The following is a 19,110-nucleotide window of genomic DNA, read 5'->3' on the forward strand; positions in this document are numbered from 1 at the left end:
GCGTTACGCATAACCCGTTTATGGCACAAATGGTCTGCTGAAAGCGCTTGCAATGCCTGCAGGCTCTTTTACCATTAGGCATTATCAAAGCGTTAAGCAATTCAGGATACCGTTATGGCCTTTACACCATTTTCTCCGCGCCAGCCCGCCGCCTCTGCGCGTCTGCCGCTGACGCTTATTTCTCTTGATGACTGGGCGCTGGCAACCCTCTCCGGCGCCGACGCCGAAAAATACTTGCAGGGTCAGGTGACTGCGGATGTTGCGCAGTTGACTGAACACCAGCATCTGCTGGCCGCGCACTGCGATCCTAAGGGCAAAATGTGGAGCAACCTGCGTCTCTTCCGCCGTCAGGACGGTTTTGCCTTTATTGAGCGCCGTAGCCTGCGCGATGCGCAGCTCAAAGAACTGAAAAAATACGCGGTCTTTTCCAAAGTCACCATCGCCCCGGACGACGAACATGTTCTGCTGGGCGTGGCGGGCTTCCAGGCGCGTGCGGCGCTGAAAAACCTGTTTGCTGAACTGCCGGATGCAGAAAAACAGGTGGTCAGCGAGGGCGCGACTTCCATCCTGTGGTTTGAACACCCGGCAGAGCGCTTCCTGTTAGTCACGGATGCCGCAACAGCCGAACGCGTGACCGAGTCGCTGCGCGGCGAAGCGCAGCTCAACAACAGCCAGCAGTGGCTGGCGCTGAACATCGAAGCGGGTCTGCCTGTAATTGACGCAGCCAACAGCGCGCAGTTTATTCCTCAGGCAACTAACCTGCAGGCGCTGGGGGGCATCAGCTTTAAAAAAGGCTGCTACACCGGTCAGGAAATGGTCGCGCGTGCAAAATTCCGTGGGGCAAACAAACGCGCGTTGTGGACACTGGCAGGCCATGCCAGCCGCGTACCGGAAGCAGGAGAAGACTTAGAACTGAAGATGGGCGACAACTGGCGCCGCACCGGTACCGTGTTAGCCGCAGTCCAGCTGGACGATGGCCGTCTTTTGGTACAGGCTGTAATGAACAACGACATGGAAGCGGACAGCGTGTTCCGTGTGCGCGACGACGCGAATACGTTGAGTATTGAGCCGCTACCGTATTCACTGGAAGAGTGATGCTCTATCGCCCGGTGGCGCTGCGCTTACCGGGCCTACGGGTGCAAATCCAGGTCGGGTAAGGCGAAGCCGCCACCCGACAACAAACTAAACCTGCCCCACGTACAAATAAATCGCCAAAAAATGGCACACGCTGCCGCCCAGCACAAAGCCGTGCCAGATGGCATGGTTGTATGGGATGCGCTTGCAGACGTAGAAAATAACGCCCAGCGAGTAGACCACACCGCCCACCGCCAGCAGCGTGACGCCCCCTACTGCCAGCTTAATCGCCAACTGATACACCACAATCAGCGACAGCCAGCCCATCGTCAGATAGGTGACCAGCGACAACACTTTAAACCGGTGCGCAATGGTCAGCTTAAACAGGATCCCCAGCAGCGCCAGGCTCCAGATAACAATCATCAGGCCGCGCGACAGCGGTGAGTTTAGCCCCACCAGCAGGAAAGGCGTATAGGTACCCGCAATCAGCAGATAGATAGCGCAGTGGTCAAATTTCTTAAGCCATATTTTGGCCCGCTGATGCGGAATCGCGTGATAGAGCGTCGAGGCCAGGAACAGCAGGATCATACTTCCGCCATACAGGCTATAGCTGGTAATAGCCATCGCGCTGGCATTGGTATCCACCGCCTGTACCAGCAATAACACTAAACCGACAATCCCAAACACCAGGCCAATGCCGTGGCTGATGCTGTTGGCTACTTCCTCAGCCAGCGAATATCCCTGTGCGATTAATGGTCTGCTCGCCATACTAAACTCCGGGAAAACTAAAGATGATTATTCATCGCATGACTATGCTAACTGAGAATGATTCCAGTGAACACCTGTTAGCTAAAATAATTTTAACGTAAATTTTTATAATAAAAATCAAAAACATAAACGAACAATTCACCTGACATTTGTTCACATAAAAATTTAAGCTTTACTAATCAATGGCATAAAATTGGCTCCTGCCGTCTGGCTGCATGATATGATGGATAAATGAGGTCTGAATGAGAGTTTTGCCACTGTGAGTATGTTCACCCACTCCGCCATTGCCAGTCTCAATAACCTGGAAATGATGGTCTACAACTATGTCATCAAAAACCGGGACAAAGTGATGTACATGACCATCCGCGAGCTGGCGGATGCGGCCGGCGTCTCAACCACCACTATCCTGCGCTTTTGCCGCAAGCTCAACTGCGAAGGGTATTCTGAATTTCGCGTGCGCTTTAAGCTCTATCTTGAGCAGAACGAGCCCCAGCAGGCGAATTTCGGCGCCAGCGAAATTATCAGCTTCTTTAAAAGCGTGAATAATGAAGAGTTCGACGCGCTATTAAATGACGCGGTAAATATCATTTTGTCTTCCGAGCGAATTATATTTGTCGGGGCGGGCACGTCAGGCTCTTTGGCCAAATATGGCGCACGCTTCTTTTCAAATATTGGTAAATTCAGTAATCATATTGATGACCCTTATTTCCCGGTCACCAATGATATGGCGAAAAATGCGCTGGCGATTGTGCTCTCCGTCTCGGGCGAAACCGAGGAGATCCTGCGCTTCGCCAGCCAGTTCAGCCTGCATCACTGCAAGGTGCTCTCTATCACCAGCCACGAGCACTCGCGCCTGGCAAAACTGGCGGACTTTAATCTCTCCTGGCACGTTCCCCAGACGCGAATTGGCGGCGTCTACGATATCACCACGCAAATTCCCGTCATTTATATTCTGGAATCTCTCGGACGCAAGCTGGCGAAAAAACTGACGGAATAAAACACCCTGTTTTTTCGATGTGACAAATCACAATTTTCGCAAATTGTTATATCGTGACATTCAATTTCGCTTTGCTAGACTCAATGCCAATAAGCCATTTATTGAGAATAGCAGCGATGAAAAAAATAACCTTACCGAAAGATTTTTTATGGGGCGGCGCGGTTGCCGCTCATCAGGTTGAAGGCGGCTGGAACAAAGGCGGCAAAGGGCCAAGCATTTGCGACGTGCTGACCGGCGGCGCACACGGCGTGCCCCGCGAAATCACGCAGGAGGTGGTGCCGGGTAAATACTACCCAAACCACGAAGCTATCGACTTCCACGGCCACTATAAAGAAGACATCAAGCTATTTGCCGAGATGGGCTTCAAGTGTTTCCGTACCTCTATCGCCTGGACGCGCATCTTCCCGAAAGGTGACGAAACGCAGCCAAACGAAGAAGGGCTGAAGTTTTACGACGACATGTTCGATGAGCTGCTGAAGTACAACATCGAACCGGTGATCACCCTCTCCCACTTCGAAATGCCGCTGCACCTGGTGCAGGAGTATGGTAGCTGGACCAACCGCAAAGTGGTCGATTTCTTCGTGCGCTTCGCGGAAGTGGTGTTTGAGCGCTACAAGCACAAGGTCAAATACTGGATGACCTTCAACGAAATCAACAACCAGCGCAACTGGCGCGCCCCGCTGTTCGGCTACTGCTGCTCGGGCGTGGTCTACACCGAACATGACAACCCGGAAGAGACCATGTACCAGGTGCTGCACCACCAGTTTGTGGCCAGCGCCCTGGCGGTGAAAGCCGCGCGCCGCATCAACCCGGAGATGAAAGTCGGCTGCATGCTGGCGATGGTGGCGCTCTATCCGTTCTCCTGCAAGCCTGAAGACGTGATGTTCGCCCAGGAATCCATGCGCGAGCGCTATGTCTTTACCGACGTCCAGCTGCGTGGTTACTACCCGTCCTACGTGCTGAACGAGTGGGAGCGCCGCGGCTTTTCCATCAAAATGGAGGCGGGCGACGAGCAGATCCTGCGTGAAGGTACCTGCGACTACTTAGGCTTCAGCTACTACATGACCAACGCGGTGAAAGCGGAAGGCGGCACAGGTGACGCCATTTCCGGCTTTGAAGGCAGCGTGCCGAACCCGCACGTGAAGGCGTCCGACTGGGGCTGGCAGATTGACCCGGTGGGCCTGCGTTATTCCCTGTGCGAACTGTACGAGCGTTATCAGAAGCCGCTGTTTATCGTTGAGAACGGTTTCGGTGCCTACGACAAGGTGGAAGAAGACGGCAGCATCAACGATGACTATCGCATCGACTACCTGCGTGCCCACGTGGAAGAGATGATCAAAGCCGTCACGCATGATGGCGTGGATCTGATGGGCTATACGCCGTGGGGCTGCATCGACTGCGTGTCGTTCACCACTGGTCAGTACAGCAAGCGCTACGGCTTTATCTACGTCAACAAGCACGACGACGGCACGGGCGACATGTCGCGCTCCCGTAAGAAGAGCTTCGAGTGGTATAAAGGCGTGATTGCCAGCAACGGCGAGAAACTTTAACGCCGGGCGCCTAACCCTCTCCCTTTGGGGAGAGGGTTAGGGTGAGGGGTTTACTTCCCGCCAGCCAGCTCGATAAAACTGCCCGTCACGTAAGACGCCTTCTCGCTCAGCAGCCAGACAATCGCCTGCGCCACCTCTTCCGGCTGGCCGCCGCGCTGCATCGGCAGTAACGATTTCACGCGATCCACTCGCCCCGGCTCTCCGCCGGAAGCATGGATATCGGTATAAATCAGCCCAGGCCGCACGCAGTTCACGCGGATACCCTGCGCCGCCACCTCCAGCGATAGCCCGGTTGTTAGCGAATCAACCGCGCCTTTGGAAGCAGCGTAATCGACATATTCACCCGGCGCGCCCAGACGAGACGCGGCGGAAGAGACATTCACAATCGCCCCGCCCTTGCCGCCATGCTTGATGGACATGCGTTTCACCGCTTCACGACAGCAGAGAAAGTAACCCGTGACGTTGGTCGCCAGCACGCGGTTAATGCGCTCTGCGGACAGATTCTCAATGGTGGATTGCTCAAACAGAATGCCTGCATTATTGACCAGCGCGCGAAGCGGCTCACCTTCACGATCGATGCTGTCAAACATCGCCAGCACCTGAGCTTCATCGCTGATGTCCGCACGCACGGCAAACGCTTTACCGCCGGCCTCAACGATCTGATTGATAACGTCCGTCGCGGCTTTAATGTTGTGGTGATAGTTCACCGCCACGGTGTAGCCTTCACGTGCCAGCTGCAGCGCGGTGGCTTTCCCAATGCCCCGGCTCGCGCCGGTGACCAGTGCAATTGCCATTCACAACCTCCAGATAAAAAAAAGCCGGGTGGCGCTTACGCTTACCCGGCCTACAGTATGGCAAATAATTACTGGTATTCGCTCATCGGCACGCAGGAGCAGAACAGATTACGGTCGCCGTAAACGTCATCAAGACGCTTCACAGTCGGCCAGTATTTGTTTGCCACGCCCGCCGGGAAGACGGCCAGCTCGCGGGAGTAACCGTGGTTCCACTCTGCCACCATCTCGTGCTGGGTGTGCGGGGCGTTGACCAGCGGGTTATCTTCCAGCGTCCATTCGCCGTCCTGCACGCGGTCGATCTCCATGCGGATGGCCAGCATCGCGTCGATAAAGCGGTCCAGCTCGGCTTTGCTTTCAGACTCGGTCGGCTCCACCATCAGCGTCCCCGCAACCGGGAACGACATGGTTGGCGCGTGGAAGCCGTAGTCGATCAGACGCTTGGCGATATCCAGCTCGCTGATGCCGGTCTGCTCTTTCAGCGGACGAATATCCAGAATGCACTCGTGCGCCACGCGACCGTCGCGGCCGGTATAGAGCACCGGGAAGGCGGACTTCAGGCGAGTCGCAATGTAGTTGGCGTTCAGAATAGCCACCTGGCTCGCCTGCTTCAGCCCTTCCGCGCCCATCATGCGGATGTACATCCAGCTGATTGGCAGGATTGATGCGCTACCGAACGGTGCCGCAGAGACCGCGCCCTGACGGGTCAGCATGCCTTCAATCTGCACCACGCTGTGGCCCGGCACAAACGGCGCCAGGTGCGCTTTCACGCCGATTGGTCCCATGCCCGGGCCGCCACCACCGTGCGGAATGCAGAAGGTTTTATGCAGGTTCAGGTGCGACACGTCCGCGCCGATAAAGCCCGGAGAGGTAATGCCCACCTGAGCGTTCATGTTCGCGCCGTCGAGGTATACCTGACCGCCAAACTGGTGCACCACTTCGCACACTTCACGGATGGTCTCTTCGTACACGCCGTGGGTGGACGGGTAGGTCACCATGATGCAGGAGAGCTTGTCGCCCGCCTGCTCGGCTTTCGCACGCAGGTCGGCCAAATCGATGTTGCCGTTCTTATCGCACGCGACCACCACCACTTCCATGCCCGCCATCTGGGCTGAGGCCGGGTTGGTGCCGTGGGCGGAGCTTGGGATCAGGCAGATATCGCGGTGGCCTTCGTTACGGCTTTCGTGATAGTGACGGATCGCCAACAGGCCCGCGTATTCACCCTGCGCGCCGGAGTTCGGCTGCATGCAGAGCGCGTCGTAACCGGTCAGCTTCACCAGCCAGTCTGAAAGCTGGTTGATCATCATGTGATAGCCTTCCGCCTGTTCTGGCGGGCAGAACGGGTGCAGTTCGGAGAATTCAGGCCAGGTAATCGGGATCATCTCTGCCGCGGCGTTCAGCTTCATGGTGCAGGAGCCCAGCGGGATCATCGCCTGGTTCAACGCCAGATCTTTGCGCTCCAGAGAGTGCATATAGCGCATCATCTCGGTTTCGCTGTGATAGCGATTGAACACCGGGTGAGTCAGGATCGCGTCATTGCGCAGCATGCTTTCCTGAATGGAGCGGCTGTCGAGCGCGACCTCTTTGTCGAGCGTATCAACGTCCAGACCGTGTGCGTCGCCCAGCAACACGCTGAACAGGCTCAGGATATCGTCGCGAGTGGTGCTTTCATCCAGCGTAATGCCGACCGCGTTGTGGATGTCGCTGCGCAGGTTGATTTCTGCTGCATTCGCGCGCGCCAGCACGGCGGCTTTGTCTGCCACTTCCACGCACAGGGTGTCGAAGTAGTGTGCGTGGCGCAGCTTGAGGCCCTTCTGCTGCAGGCCGCAGGCCAGAATATCAGCCAGGCGGTGAATGCGGCTGGCAATGCGCTTCAGGCCAGCCGGACCGTGGAATACCGCATACAGGCTGGCGATGTTTGCCAGCAGTACCTGGGAAGTACAGATGTTGGAGTTCGCTTTCTCGCGGCGGATATGCTGCTCGCGGGTCTGCATCGCCATGCGCAACGCGGTATTACCGGCAGCATCTTTTGACACGCCAATGATACGGCCTGGCATGGAACGTTTGAATTCATCTTTCGCGCCGAAGAACGCCGCGTGCGGGCCGCCGTAGCCCATCGGCACGCCGAAGCGCTGCGCGGAGCCGAATACAATATCCGCGCCCTGTTTGCCCGGCGCCGTCAGCAGCACCAGCGCCATAAAATCGGCGGCAACGCTGACAACCACTTTGCGGGATTTCAGCTCGGCAATCAGCGCGCCGTAGTCGTGAACTTCGCCGGTGGTACCCACCTGCTGCAGCAGCACGCCGAAGACGTCCTGGTGATCCAGCACTTTGTCGGCGTCGTCGACGATCACCTCAAAACCGAAGGTTTCTGCACGGGTGCGCACCACGTCCAGCGTCTGGGGATGCACGTCCGCCGCCACGAAGAAGCGGTTAGCATTTTTCAGCTTGCTTACGCGTTTTGCCATCGCCATCGCTTCGGCAGCGGCGGTCGCTTCATCCAGCAGAGAGGCGGAAGCGATATCCATACCGGTCAGATCCAGCGTCACCTGCTGGAAGTTCAGCAGCGCTTCCAGACGCCCCTGGGAGACTTCTGGCTGATAAGGGGTGTAAGCGGTGTACCAGCCCGGGTTTTCCAGCATGTTACGCAGGATAACTGGCGGTAACTGCACGTTGGTGTAGCCCATGCCAATGTAAGACTTATAGCGCTTGTTGAGGCCTGCAATAGCCTTCAGCTCCGCCAGCGCGGCGAACTCCGTGGTGGCTTCCCCAACCTGAGGCGGCGTGGCAAGCTGGATGTCTTTTGGCACAATCTGGCCGATCAGTGCGTCTAATGAATCCGCGCCAACCGTCTTCAGCATCTCCTGCTGTTGCTGAGCATCCGGCCCAATGTGACGTTCAATGAAGGCGCCACGGTTTTCAAGCTGGCTTAAAGTCTGTGTCATGAGCGATGGTTCCTGATACGTGCAGTGAATCGTAGTTATCTGTAACGCTGTTGCCCGGTGGCGCTACCGCTTAGCGGGCCCTGTAAGGCGGATAAGCGCAGCGCCATCCGGCACAACGTTATTCGTCTTCCAGTAGTGCTTCGTACGCGGTTGCATCCAGCAGCGCGGCAACTTGCGATTCGTCGCTGGCTTTGATCTTGAAGATCCAGCCGCCTTCATAAGGCTCGCTGTTGACCAGCTCTGGCGAGTCGCTCAGCGCATCGTTGACCGCAACAATCTCACCGCTTACCGGTGCGTAGATGTCTGATGCCGCTTTTACGGACTCCGCCACGGCGCAGTCGTCGCCCGCGCTAACGGTCGTGCCCACGTCAGGCAGGTCAACAAACACCATGTCGCCCAGCAGCTCTTGCGCGTGCTCGGTGATCCCTACGGTGTAAGTGCCGTCCGCCTCTTTGCGCAGCCACTCGTGTTCTTTGCTGTATTTCAGTTCTGCTGGCACATTGCTCATTGAAGTTCTCCTGATAAAAATAGTTAGGCGACCGGCTTACCGGCGCGAACAAAAATCGGTTTGGTCACGTGGACCGGCATTTCGCGGTTGCGGATTTGCACTACCGCCGTGTCGCCAATGCCTGCCGGCACGCGTGCCAGTGCAATACTGTAGCCCAGCGTCGGTGAGAAGGTTCCGCTGGTGATCACGCCTTCACGATGATTGCCGTCAGCATCGGTAAAGCGCACCGACAGCTCGCCGCGCAGCACGCCTTTTTCCTTCATCACCAGTCCCACCAGCTGTTCGGTGCCCTTCTCGCGCTGCATCTCCAGCGCTTCACGGCCAATAAAATCACGGTCAGCCGGTTCCCACGCGATGGTCCAGCCCATGTTGGCCGCCAGCGGAGAGACGCCTTCATCCATTTCCTGACCGTAGAGGTTCATGCCCGCTTCCAGACGCAGCGTATCGCGCGCGCCCAGGCCCGCAGGCTTCACGCCCGCTTCTACCAGCGCACGCCAGAAATCGGCAGCTTTCTCGTTCGGCATCGCAATTTCGTAACCCGCTTCACCGGTATAGCCGGTGGTGGCAATAAACAGCTCCCCCGCCTGCACGCCGAAGAACGGCTTCATGCCTTCGGTGGCGGTGCGCTGCTCGTCGCTGAACAGAGACGCGGCTTTTGCCTGCGCGTTCGGCCCCTGCACGGCGATCAGCGACAGATCGTCACGGACGGTGATGTCGATGGCATAAGGTTCGGCGTGTTGAGTGATCCAGGAGAGGTCTTTTTCGCGGGTGGCGGAGTTTACAACGAGGCGGAAGAAATCTTCAGTGAAGTAGTAGACGATAAGGTCATCAATCACGCCGCCCGAGGCATTCAGCATGCCGGTATAGAGCGCTTTACCCGGCGTCTTCAGTTTGGCGACGTCGTTTGCCAGCAGATAACGCAAAAACTCCCGGGTGCGGCTACCGCGCAGATCGACAATCGTCATGTGGGACACGTCGAACATACCGGCATCGGTGCGCACCGCGTGGTGCTCATCAATCTGCGAGCCGTAGTGCAGCGGCATCATCCAGCCATGGAAGTCCACCATGCGGGCGCCGCATAACACGTGCTGTTCGTACAAAGGAGTCTGTTGAGCCATCTTGTCCTCGTTGAAAAATTCACCGTGAAACCCGGTATCGGCCTCGTTCCCGAATGCCGACGCAAACGTTCTCTTTTACCTGAACTTACCACCGAAACCGGCGGTTAACCATAAGGTAAAACGGGTCATCACATTAGCTTATGACCAAAAAACGCTGAAAAGCCTACAGAGTTATTCACTGGAAAAATGCGATTAACCCCGCACAAAATTAACAATGATCTAACAGGATTTAGCACATGGTGATATTTCGTGCGGAAAAACGGGCCGAATTTCCGTCACGTAAAAATCACGACATGAGAATAACTAATGCGAAAAATGGCGTGGAATTAGAATATTTCAAACGAGGGGATTTTCCCGGCGCAGAGGCCGGGAAAATAAAGTGTGACGGGGATCGAGGTTAGCGTAACCAGTCGGGAAGATCGTTAAGACCCATTGCCTGACGAAGAAGTTGAGGTTTGACACCGGGAAGGGTGTCGGCCAGCTTGAGGCCGACATCGCGCAGCAATTTTTTCGCCGGATTTGCCCCGGCAAACAGCTCGCGGAAGCCCTGCATTCCTGCCAGCATCATCGCCGCACTGTGCTTGCGGCTGCGCTCGTAGCGACGCAGATACAGATGCTGGCCGATATCTTTACCTTCACGGTGCAGGCGACGCAGTTCTTCCACCAGTTCCGCCGCGTCCATAAAGCCGAGGTTAACGCCCTGCCCGGCCAGCGGATGAATGGTATGGGCCGCATCCCCCACCAGCGCCAGGCGGTGCGCCGCAAACTGACGCGCGTAGCGGCCGGTTAACGGGAAAACCAGCCGCTCGCTTTCAAGCGTGCACAGGCCAAGGCGGTTATCAAACGCCACGCACAGCGCCTGGTTAAACGCCTCCGGCGTCGCCTCCTGCATCTGCTGGGCTTTCTCCGGCACCAGGGACCAGACAATCGAACACAGGTGCGGATCGGCAAGCGGCAGGAACGCCAGTATGCCGTCGTTGTGGAAAATCTGCCGCGCAACGCCGCCGTGCGGCTCTTCAGTACGGATCGTTGCCACCATCGCATGATGGCGGTAATCCCAGTACGTCAGCGGGATATCAGCCTTGTTGCGCAGCCAGGAGTTAGCGCCGTCGGCACCGACCACCAGACGCGCGGTCAGCATGTCGCCGCTTTGCAGGGTGATAAACGCCTCGTTTTCGCCCCATGCCACCTGCTGGATCTGCGCAGGCGCAACCAGCGTCACGTCGCTGCACTGCTCTGCTTTCTGCCACAGCGCGTGGTGGATCACCGCGTTTTCAACGATGTGCCCCAGATGGCTATAGCCCATGCTTTCATCATCAAAGGCTATATGGCCAAAGCTGTCCTTGTCCCACACTTCCATGCCGTGATAGCAGCTGGCGCGCTGGGCGACGATATCTGACCAGACGCCGAGACGCGTCAAAAGCTTTTCGCTGGCCGCGTTAATCGCCGACACGCGGAGTTCCGGCGGGGCATCAAATGCGACAGGCTGGGGCTGCTTTTGCTCCAGCACGGCCACGCGCAGGCCGCTGCCCTGTAATCCACAGGCCAGCGCCAGCCCAACCATTCCGCCGCCAACGATGGCAACATCAACATTTTGCACAGTGATAACTCCTTAACGCGCGACCCAACCCAGGGTCCGCTGCGCCAGCACGTCACGTGCCGGAATGAACAGTTCCATCGCCATCAGCCCGAGGTTGCGACCAACAACCAGCGGCGCCCAGCGATTGGCAAAGAGATGGACTAAACCATCGGTGACGCCAATCGTCGCCTCTTTATCGGCCTGACGTCGCGTCTGGTAATGGCTTAGCACCGGGTAAGCGCCACAGTCTTTTTGTTCGCTCCACGCCTGCGAAAGCGTTTCGGCCAGGCTCATCACATCCCGCAGGCCGAGGTTAAAGCCCTGCCCGGCGATGGGGTGGAGGGTTTGCGCCGCGTTGCCGACCAGCGCCACGCGGTGAGAAACAGACTGTGACGCCGTGGTTAACGACAGCGGATAGACCGCACGTTTCCCGGCATGGGTAATACGCCCCAGCCGCCAGCCAAAGGCTTTCTGCAGCTCGGTACAAAAACGTTCGTCGGACCAGGATTTAACCTCTTCGGCCTTTTCCTGCGGGTGGCACCAGACCAGCGAGCAGCGCCCGTCCGTCATCGGCAGCATCGCCAGCGGGCCGTGCTGGGTGAAGCGCTCAAACGCCCGGCCGTTGTGTTCTGCTGCGGTCGAGACGTTCGCGATGACCGCGACCTGCCCGTAAGGCTGCTGCCGCCACTCTACGCCGCACTGGGTGCCGAGCGCCGAGCGCGACCCGTCAGCCGCCACCAGAAGCTGTCCGTCAAGCACGGTGCCATTGTCCAGCGTTACGCTGACCGCGTCTTCACGGCGGGTGAAGCTGGCAACGCGTGCCGGGCAGTGCAACGTGACGCCCGGCGCGTCCTGCAACAGGCGGAACAGGCGCAGGCCAATATCGTGCAGTTCAACGACCTGACCCAGCGCGTCAATACGGTAATCATGGGCATCCAGCGTCACAAACCCGGCATGACCGCGATCGCTCACGTGCACGGTATTAATGGCGGTAGCGCATTCGGCGATGGCCTGCCAGATGCCAATGCGGGATAGCTGCTGGCAGGTGCCCTGCGCCAGGGCAATGGCGCGGGAATCAAACCCAGGGTGATTCTTCGCCTGCGGCGCGACGGCTTCAACCAGATGCACCGGAAGCTGCCCCTTCGTCAAATGCGAGATGGCTAACGCCAGCGTGGCGCCGGTCATGCCGCCGCCAACGATAATCACGCTCATACGCGCGCCGCTGCCATCAGCGCCTCGATATCGTCCGCTTTTTTCACCACGCTCGCGGTCAGGTTTTCGTTGCCGGTTTCGGTGATGACGATGTCGTCTTCAATACGAATGCCAATTCCGCGGTATTCCTCTGGCACGTCGGCATCCGGCGCGATGTACAGGCCCGGCTCGACGGTCAGCACCATGCCCGGTTCAAGCACGCGCGAACGTTCAGGGCCGTACGCGCCCACGTCGTGCACGTCCAGCCCCAGCCAGTGGCTCAGGCCGTGCATAAAGTACGGGCGGTGAGCATTCTCGGTAATCAGGGTATCGACATCCCCTTTGAGGATCCCAAGCTTAACCAGCCCGGTAATCATGATGCGCACCACCTCACCGGTCACTTCCTGAATGGAGGTGCCCGGGCGATACAGCGTCAGCGCCGTCTCGAGTGATTCGAGAACGATGTCATAAATCGCCCGCTGCGCTGGCGAAAACTTGCCGTTCACCGGGAAGGTACGCGTGATGTCGCCCGCGTAGCCCTGATATTCGCAACCGGCGTCAATCAGCACCAGATCGCCGTCGCGCAGCGCGCTTTCGTTTTCGGTGTAGTGCAGAATGCAGCCGTTTTCCCCGCCGCCAACGATGGTGTTGTAGGAGGGATAACGCGCGCCGTGGCGGTTAAATTCGTGGTGAATTTCGCCTTCCAGCTGGTATTCAAACATTCCGGGACGACATTTTTCCATCGCGCGGGTGTGCGCCAGGGCGCTGATTTCGCCCGCACGGCGCAGCACGTTCAGCTCTTCTTCAGATTTGAACAGACGCATCTCGTGCACCACCGGACGCCAGTCCGTGAGGGTGGCGGGCGCGGACAGGTTCTGCCGCGAGCCTTTACGCAGTTTTTCCAGCGCGTTGAAAACAATCTCATCGGCGTAGGCGTATTCGCCCTGCGCGTGGTAGAGCACGTCGAGGCCATTAAGCAGCTGATAGAGCTGCTGGTTGATTTCGCTAAACGCCAGCGCGCGGTCAACGCCCAGCTTTTCCGGGGCGGCCTCTTGCCCTAAGCGGCGGCCAAACCAGATCTCAGCGGTTAAGTCTCGTACGCGGTTGAAAATCACGCTGTGGTTGTGGGTGTCATTGCTCTTAATCAGCACCAGCACCGCTTCCGGCTCGTTGAAGCCGGTGAAGTACCAGAAATCGCTACTCTGGCGATAGGGGTATTCGCTGTCGGCGCTGCGCGTCACTTCCGGCGCGGCAAAAATCAGCGCCGCGCTTCCCGGCTGCATGTTTGCCAGCAGCGCCTGACGACGGCGCAAATACTCTTGTTGCGAGATAACCATGACACCCTCCTGTGCGTTATTTTTCTTAATGTAAGGTTGGCTTGCGAACTTCCGGCGCGGTCGGCTGTGAGCGCGTAAAGTTGTCGTGGCACAGCAGCGCCGCCACGCGCACGTACTCGATGATCTCTTCGAGAGACATTTCCAGCTCTTCCTGATCTTCCTCTTCATCGTAGCCAAGCTGGGCGATGTTGCGCAGATCGTCAATCGCTTCACCCGCTTCGCCAGTGACTTTATCAAGCTTAGGCTGGGTGACGCCCAGGCCAAGCAGATAGTGGTTTACCCACCCCGCGAGCGCATCGGCGCGATCAAAGACGCTGACATCGTCGCCTTCAGGCAGATAAAGCTGAAAAAGGAAGCCATCGTCTTCCAGCGAATCGCTGGTTGCCGCGTGCATTTTTCGCAGCGCTTCCGCCAGTTCGTGGCCAAACGCCAGCCCTTCGTTGGTGAGGTCGTGGATCAGCGGCTGCCATGAGCTGTCGCTGTTTCCGCCGCACAGTATGCCGCTGATCAGACCGTGCATTTCGGCAGGGGTAAGACCGACTCCCTGCTGGTTCAGTAACTGGTTTAAATCCTTGTAACCAGGCATTTCGTTCTGTATAGACATACGCATTCGTCATCAAAGGGAGGATATTCATGATATGCTACCACTTTGGACCCTGGTGATACCAGAAAAGGGCTTGTATCTTCACATCAGGGTAGCTATAGTGTCGCCCCTTCGCAGCCCCCGGGGCAGTAAGCGAAGGCAGCGCAGTCAATCAGCAGGAAGGTGGCATGTCTGCACAACCCGTCGATCTCCAGATTTTTGGCCGTTCACTGCGAGTGAATTGTCCACCTGAACAAAGGGATGCTTTGAATCAGGCTGCGGACGATTTGAATCAGCGGTTGCAAGATCTAAAAGAACGCACTAGAGTCACAAATACTGAGCAGCTGGTTTTCATCGCCGCGTTGAACATCAGCTATGAACTGACTCAGGAAAAAGCGAAGACCCGCGATTACGCGGCCAGCATGGAGCAACGCATTAAAATGCTCCAGCAGACCATTGAACAGGCATTGCTTGATCAAGGTCGCAATCCCGAAAGACCGGGACCAAAGTTTGAATAACACTTCGCAGTTGACTATGGTAGAGTAACTGTGAAGACAAAATTTCTCTGAGATGTTTGCAAGCGGGCCAGTCCCCTGAGCCGATATTTCATACCACAAGAATGTGGCGCTCCATGGTTGGTGAGCATGCTCGGTTCGTCCGAGAAGCCTTAAAACTATGACGACACATTCACCTTGAACCAAGGGTTCAAGGGTTACAGCCTGCGGCGGCATCTCGGAGATTCCCTCTCTCTTCTTCTACCGACTACCATGACTCAATTCCCTGAAGTTTCTGCTTCACGCCAGGACATCCGTCAGCTCATTCGCCAGCGTCGTCGCGCCCTGACGTCCGAACAACAAGCACACTTTGCGCAGCAGGCCGCTGCCCGCATGATGGCCTATCCGCCCGTGGTGATGGCAAACACCGTCGCGCTGTTTCTCTCGTTTGACGGCGAACTGGACACCCAGCCGCTTATCGACCAGCTCTGGCGCGCCGGGAAAAAAGTTTACCTGCCGGTACTGCATCCGTTCAGCCGGGGCAATCTGCTGTTTCTGCATTACCATCCGCACAGCGAACTGGTGGTGAATCGTCTGAAAATCACCGAACCGAAACTCGACGTGCGCGACGTATTACCGCTGTCCGAGCTGGACGTGCTGATTACGCCGCTGGTGGCGTTTGATGAGCAGGGCCAGCGCCTAGGTATGGGCGGCGGTTTTTACGACCGAACGCTGCAAAACTGGCGGCAGTATGGTTTGCAGCCGGTGGGGTATGCGCATGATTGCCAGGCTGTAGAAGCCTTGCCGGTGGAGAAATGGGATATTCCGCTGCCCGCGGTGGTAACGCCAGGTAAAACGTGGCTTTGGTAGCATAAAGCCGGGTGGCGCTTACGCTTACCCGGCCTACAAAAGCTCAACGTAGGTCGGGTAAGGCGTAGCCGCCACCCGACACCACAGACCGCACCATCAGTACAGCAGGCGCGCGCGAATCGTCCCCGGAATGGCCTTCATGCTCTGCAGCGCTTTCTCAGCAACATCTTCATCGGCTTCAATATCGATAACCACATAACCCATCTGCGAGTTGGTTTGCAGATACTGGGCGGCAATGTTAACGCTCTGCTCGGCAAAAATCTGGTTGATGGCGGTCAGCACGCCAGGACGGTTTTCGTGGATGTGCAGCAGACGACGACCGCCGTGCAGCGGCAGAGATACCTCCGGGAAGTTCACCGCAGAGAGCGTTGAACCGTTGTCGGAATATTTGCTCAGCTTACCCGCCACTTCCAGACCGATATTCTCCTGCGCTTCCTGAGTAGAACCGCCGATGTGCGGCGTCAGGATCACGTTGTCGAATTCGCACAGCGGAGAGTTAAACGGATCGCTGTTGGTGGCCGGTTCCGTCGGGAACACGTCGATGGCCGCCCCCGCGAGATGCTTACGCTTCAGCGCATCGCACAGCGCAGGGATATCGACCACCGTACCACGCGCGGCGTTGATCAGCAGAGATCCCGGCTTCATCAGCGCCAGCTCTTCCGCGCCCATCATGTTTTTGGTGGAGGCGTTTTCCGGCACGTGTAGGCTGACCACGTCGCTCATGTTCAGCAGGTCAGAAAGATGTTGTACCTGCGTCGCGTTACCCAGCGGCAGCTTGCTTTCGATATCGTAGAAGTAGACGTGCATCCCCAGCGATTCCGCCAGGATCCCCAGTTGGGTACCGATGTGGCCGTAGCCGATGATACCCAACTTTTTACCACGGGCTTCGTATGAGCCCGCGGCCAGTTTGTTCCACACGCCACGGTGCGCTTTGGCGTTAGCTTCCGGGATACCGCGCAGCAGCAGCAGCAGCTCGCCAATCACCAGCTCCGCCACGGAACGGGTGTTAGAGAACGGGGCGTTAAAGACCGGGATACCGCGTTTTGCGGCAGCGTTCAGGTCGACCTGGTTGGTGCCGATGCAGAAACAGCCAATAGCAACCAGCTTTTCTGCCGCGGCAATCACGTCTTCAGTCAGATGGGTACGGGATCGCAGGCCAATGAAGTGGGCATCACGGATGGCGGCTTTCAGCTCTTCCGTGTCCAGCGCGCCTTTGTGAAATTCGATGTTGGTGTAACCCGCCGCACGAAGGCTATCAAGCGCTTTCTGATGCACGCCCTCGACCAGCAGGAATTTAATCTTGTCTTTCTCCAGTGATACCTTTGCCATTTCCCCGACCCTGTTTTTATCTGAACTGATGTTGTGCTGGATTGAAATCCGCTGTAGCCAACATATCAAAAAAAACTATTGCAGCAATATGAACGTTTGCGTCGGCACTCTGAAGAAAAGTCATACAGGGCAAAATGACAGAGTAAAATGCTGAGGAAATTTACAAACGTGGCAGGATCGGCAAAAGAGGCGGAAAAGCGTGACACAAGTCACCAAATTTAGCTTTTCAAAAATTTTTTAGCGGGGGGAGCACTCCCCCCGTCAGATCATTTTACGATGGTTTTCACACCGTCAGCCGTACCGATCAGCGCCACATCCGCGCCGCGGTTGGCAAATAACCCTACGGTGACGACGCCTGGAATGCCGTTGATGGCGTTTTCCAGCGCAATCGCGTCGAGAATCTCCAGACCGTGAACATCGAGGATGACGTTACCGTTGTCGGTGACCACGCCCTGACGGTATTCCGGACGGCCGCCCAGCTTAACCAGTTGACGGGCAACCGCACTGCGCGCCATCGGGATCACTTCAACCGGCAGCGGGAAATTACCCAGAATGTCGACCTGCTTGGAGGCATCCGCGATGCAGATGAACTTGTCCGCCACGGAGGCGATGATCTTTTCACGGGTCAGCGCCGCGCCGCCGCCTTTGATCATCTGCATATGGCCGTTGATTTCATCCGCGCCATCAACGTAAATGCCCAGACGATCCACTTCGTTGAGATCGAAAACGGTAATGCCGAGGCTTTTCAGCTTTTCCGTGGACGCATCGGAGCTGGAAACCGCGCCCTCGATCTGCCCCTTCATCGTGCCCAGTGCATCGATAAAGTGCGCCGCCGTTGACCCCGTACCAACACCGACAATGGTCCCTGGCTGTACGTACTGGAGAGCGGCCCATCCTACTGCTTTTTTCAGTTCATCCTGCGTCATGATCGTTTTGCCTGTGGTGTGAAAACTCAGGGCGCATTATAGAACACGTCGAATGGATTTCGTCTGTCAGGAAGGGAAAATTGTGTCATAGTGCAGATTAAGCAAAATTTAGGAGCCAGCCAGAGCAATGAAACGTCCGGACTACAGAACACTACAGGCACTTGATGCAGTTATTCGTGAACGCGGCTTTGAGCGCGCAGCGCAAAAGCTGTGCATCACCCAGTCCGCCGTATCACAGCGTATCAAACAGCTTGAAAACATGTTCGGGCAGCCGCTGCTGGTGCGTACCGTACCGCCGCGCCCAACGGAGCAAGGTCAAAAGCTTCTCGCCCTGCTGCGCCAGGTTGAACTGCTGGAAGACGAGTGGCTGGGTGACGAACAAACGGGTTCCACGCCGCTGCTGCTCTCGCTGGCGGTGAACGCCGACAGTCTGGCGACCTGGCTGCTGCCGGCCCTTGCGCCGGTGCTGGCCGACTCCCCTATCCGCCTGAATCTTCAGGTCGAAGATGAAACCCGCACCCAGGAGCGCCTGCGTCGCGGCGAAGTGGTTGGGGCGGTCAGTATCCAGCCTCAGGCCCTGCCAAGCTGTCTTGTCGATCAGCTGGGCGCGCTCGACTACCTGTTTGTCGGTTCAAAAGCCTTTGCGGAGCGCTACTTCCCGAATGGCGTCACCCGCGCCGCGCTGCTGAAAGCCCCTGCCGTGGCGTTCGACCATCTGGACGATATGCACCAGGCGTTTTTGCAGCAAAACTTCGATCTGCCGCCGGGCAGCGTGCCGTGTCATATCGTTAACTCGTCCGAAGCCTTTGTGCAGCTGGCGCGTCAGGGCACCACCTGCTGCATGATCCCGCATTTACAGATTGAGAAAGAGTTGAAAAGCGGTGAGCTGATTGACCTGACGCCGGGGCTGTATCAGCGCCGGATGCTCTACTGGCACCGTTTTGCGCCAGAAAGCCGCATGATGCGCAACGTGACTGATGCGCTGCTGGCGTTTGGACATAAGGTGTTGAGACAGGATTAAAATGAAAAGCCGGGTGGCGGCTACGCCTT

The 19,110-nt window shown here is 57.2% G+C and carries 17 protein-coding genes and 1 other RNA gene; 7 read left to right on the forward strand and 11 right to left on the reverse strand.

Going from position 1 to position 19,110, the window contains the following annotated elements; translation table 11 throughout:
• The first annotated feature begins 114 nt into the window (after window positions 1-114).
• A complete protein-coding gene (gene ygfZ / locus INF77_RS05480) occupies window positions 115-1,095 on the forward strand; it encodes a tRNA-modifying protein YgfZ (protein ID WP_193532064.1) in 981 nt (326 codons plus the stop codon).
• An 87-nt stretch (window positions 1,096-1,182) separates the two neighbouring features.
• On the opposite strand, the gene INF77_RS05485 is transcribed toward ygfZ, so the two are convergent.
• The gene (locus INF77_RS05485; RefSeq protein ID WP_023331242.1) at window positions 1,183-1,842 is read right to left on the reverse strand and encodes a hemolysin III family protein; all 660 of its coding nucleotides are present in this window, start codon (window positions 1,840-1,842) and stop codon (window positions 1,183-1,185) included.
• Between the two features lie 265 nt (window positions 1,843-2,107).
• Here INF77_RS05485 and INF77_RS05490 point away from each other — a divergent pair, with 265 nt between their 5' ends.
• A complete protein-coding gene (locus INF77_RS05490; protein ID WP_028014325.1) occupies window positions 2,108-2,839 on the forward strand; it encodes a MurR/RpiR family transcriptional regulator in 732 nt (243 codons plus the stop codon).
• Between the two features lie 116 nt (window positions 2,840-2,955).
• Window positions 2,956-4,389 carry a 6-phospho-beta-glucosidase BglA gene (gene bglA, locus INF77_RS05495; RefSeq protein WP_028014326.1) on the forward strand — a complete coding sequence of 478 codons (1,434 nt, stop codon included), beginning with the start codon at window positions 2,956-2,958 and terminating at the stop codon, window positions 4,387-4,389.
• Between the two features lie 50 nt (window positions 4,390-4,439).
• On the opposite strand, the gene INF77_RS05500 is transcribed toward bglA, so the two are convergent.
• From INF77_RS05500 to INF77_RS05535, 8 genes are all read right to left on the reverse strand, one after another.
• Window positions 4,440-5,183: an SDR family oxidoreductase gene (locus tag INF77_RS05500; protein WP_028014327.1), complete on the reverse strand. Its 744-nt coding sequence runs from the start codon at window positions 5,181-5,183 to the stop codon at window positions 4,440-4,442.
• Window positions 5,184-5,251: 68 nt separating this feature from the next.
• A complete protein-coding gene (gcvP, locus tag INF77_RS05505; protein ID WP_028014328.1) occupies window positions 5,252-8,125 on the reverse strand; it encodes an aminomethyl-transferring glycine dehydrogenase in 2,874 nt (957 codons plus the stop codon).
• Between the two features lie 118 nt (window positions 8,126-8,243).
• Window positions 8,244-8,633 carry a glycine cleavage system protein GcvH gene (gene gcvH / locus INF77_RS05510; RefSeq protein ID WP_008499718.1) on the reverse strand — a complete coding sequence of 130 codons (390 nt, stop codon included), beginning with the start codon at window positions 8,631-8,633 and terminating at the stop codon, window positions 8,244-8,246.
• 23 nt (window positions 8,634-8,656) lie between these two features.
• Window positions 8,657-9,751, reverse strand: a complete 1,095-nt coding sequence (gcvT, locus tag INF77_RS05515; protein WP_193532065.1) for a glycine cleavage system aminomethyltransferase GcvT — start codon at window positions 9,749-9,751, stop codon at window positions 8,657-8,659.
• Window positions 9,752-10,148: 397 nt separating this feature from the next.
• Window positions 10,149-11,351 (reverse strand): FAD-dependent 2-octaprenylphenol hydroxylase, encoded by a 1,203-nt coding sequence (gene ubiI, locus INF77_RS05520; protein WP_193532066.1) that lies wholly within the window; start codon window positions 11,349-11,351, stop codon window positions 10,149-10,151.
• A 12-nt stretch (window positions 11,352-11,363) separates the two neighbouring features.
• Window positions 11,364-12,542 (reverse strand): 2-octaprenyl-6-methoxyphenyl hydroxylase, encoded by a 1,179-nt coding sequence (gene ubiH / locus INF77_RS05525; RefSeq protein WP_193532067.1) that lies wholly within the window; start codon window positions 12,540-12,542, stop codon window positions 11,364-11,366.
• Window positions 12,539-13,852, reverse strand: coding sequence for a Xaa-Pro aminopeptidase (gene pepP / locus INF77_RS05530; RefSeq protein ID WP_028014332.1), 1,314 nt, complete (start codon window positions 13,850-13,852; stop codon window positions 12,539-12,541). Before pepP ends, ubiH begins: the two co-directional genes overlap by 4 nt.
• Before the next feature lie 31 nt (window positions 13,853-13,883).
• Window positions 13,884-14,462, reverse strand: coding sequence for a YecA family protein (locus tag INF77_RS05535; RefSeq protein ID WP_028014333.1), 579 nt, complete (start codon window positions 14,460-14,462; stop codon window positions 13,884-13,886).
• Between the two features lie 167 nt (window positions 14,463-14,629).
• Between INF77_RS05535 and zapA the strand changes: the two genes are divergently transcribed.
• The 3 genes from zapA (at window position 14,630) to INF77_RS05550 (ending at window position 15,805) form a co-directional block, all read left to right on the forward strand.
• Entirely contained in the window at window positions 14,630-14,959 is a 330-nt protein-coding gene (gene zapA, locus INF77_RS05540) for a cell division protein ZapA (RefSeq protein WP_006811891.1), read from the forward strand.
• Window positions 14,960-15,000: 41 nt separating this feature from the next.
• Window positions 15,001-15,184, forward strand: a non-coding RNA gene (gene ssrS, locus INF77_RS05545) — 6S RNA.
• 24 nt (window positions 15,185-15,208) lie between these two features.
• The gene (locus tag INF77_RS05550) at window positions 15,209-15,805 is read left to right on the forward strand and encodes a 5-formyltetrahydrofolate cyclo-ligase (RefSeq protein WP_045629984.1); all 597 of its coding nucleotides are present in this window, start codon (window positions 15,209-15,211) and stop codon (window positions 15,803-15,805) included.
• A gap of 96 nt (window positions 15,806-15,901) precedes the next feature.
• Here the strand turns inward: INF77_RS05550 and serA are convergent, their stop codons facing one another.
• Together serA and rpiA are read right to left on the reverse strand one after the other, a co-directional pair.
• Window positions 15,902-17,134: a phosphoglycerate dehydrogenase gene (serA, locus tag INF77_RS05555; RefSeq protein WP_041908347.1), complete on the reverse strand. Its 1,233-nt coding sequence runs from the start codon at window positions 17,132-17,134 to the stop codon at window positions 15,902-15,904.
• Window positions 17,135-17,400: 266 nt separating this feature from the next.
• Window positions 17,401-18,060 carry a ribose-5-phosphate isomerase RpiA gene (gene rpiA / locus INF77_RS05560; protein WP_003860091.1) on the reverse strand — a complete coding sequence of 220 codons (660 nt, stop codon included), beginning with the start codon at window positions 18,058-18,060 and terminating at the stop codon, window positions 17,401-17,403.
• A 127-nt stretch (window positions 18,061-18,187) separates the two neighbouring features.
• Here rpiA and argP point away from each other — a divergent pair, with 127 nt between their 5' ends.
• The gene (gene argP / locus INF77_RS05565) at window positions 18,188-19,081 is read left to right on the forward strand and encodes a DNA-binding transcriptional regulator ArgP (RefSeq protein ID WP_003860089.1); all 894 of its coding nucleotides are present in this window, start codon (window positions 18,188-18,190) and stop codon (window positions 19,079-19,081) included.
• The last annotated feature ends 29 nt before the right edge of the window (window positions 19,082-19,110 follow it).

Source organism: Enterobacter cloacae complex sp. P1B (assembly GCF_014982345.1).
Lineage (GTDB): Bacteria > Pseudomonadota > Gammaproteobacteria > Enterobacterales > Enterobacteriaceae > Enterobacter > Enterobacter bugandensis.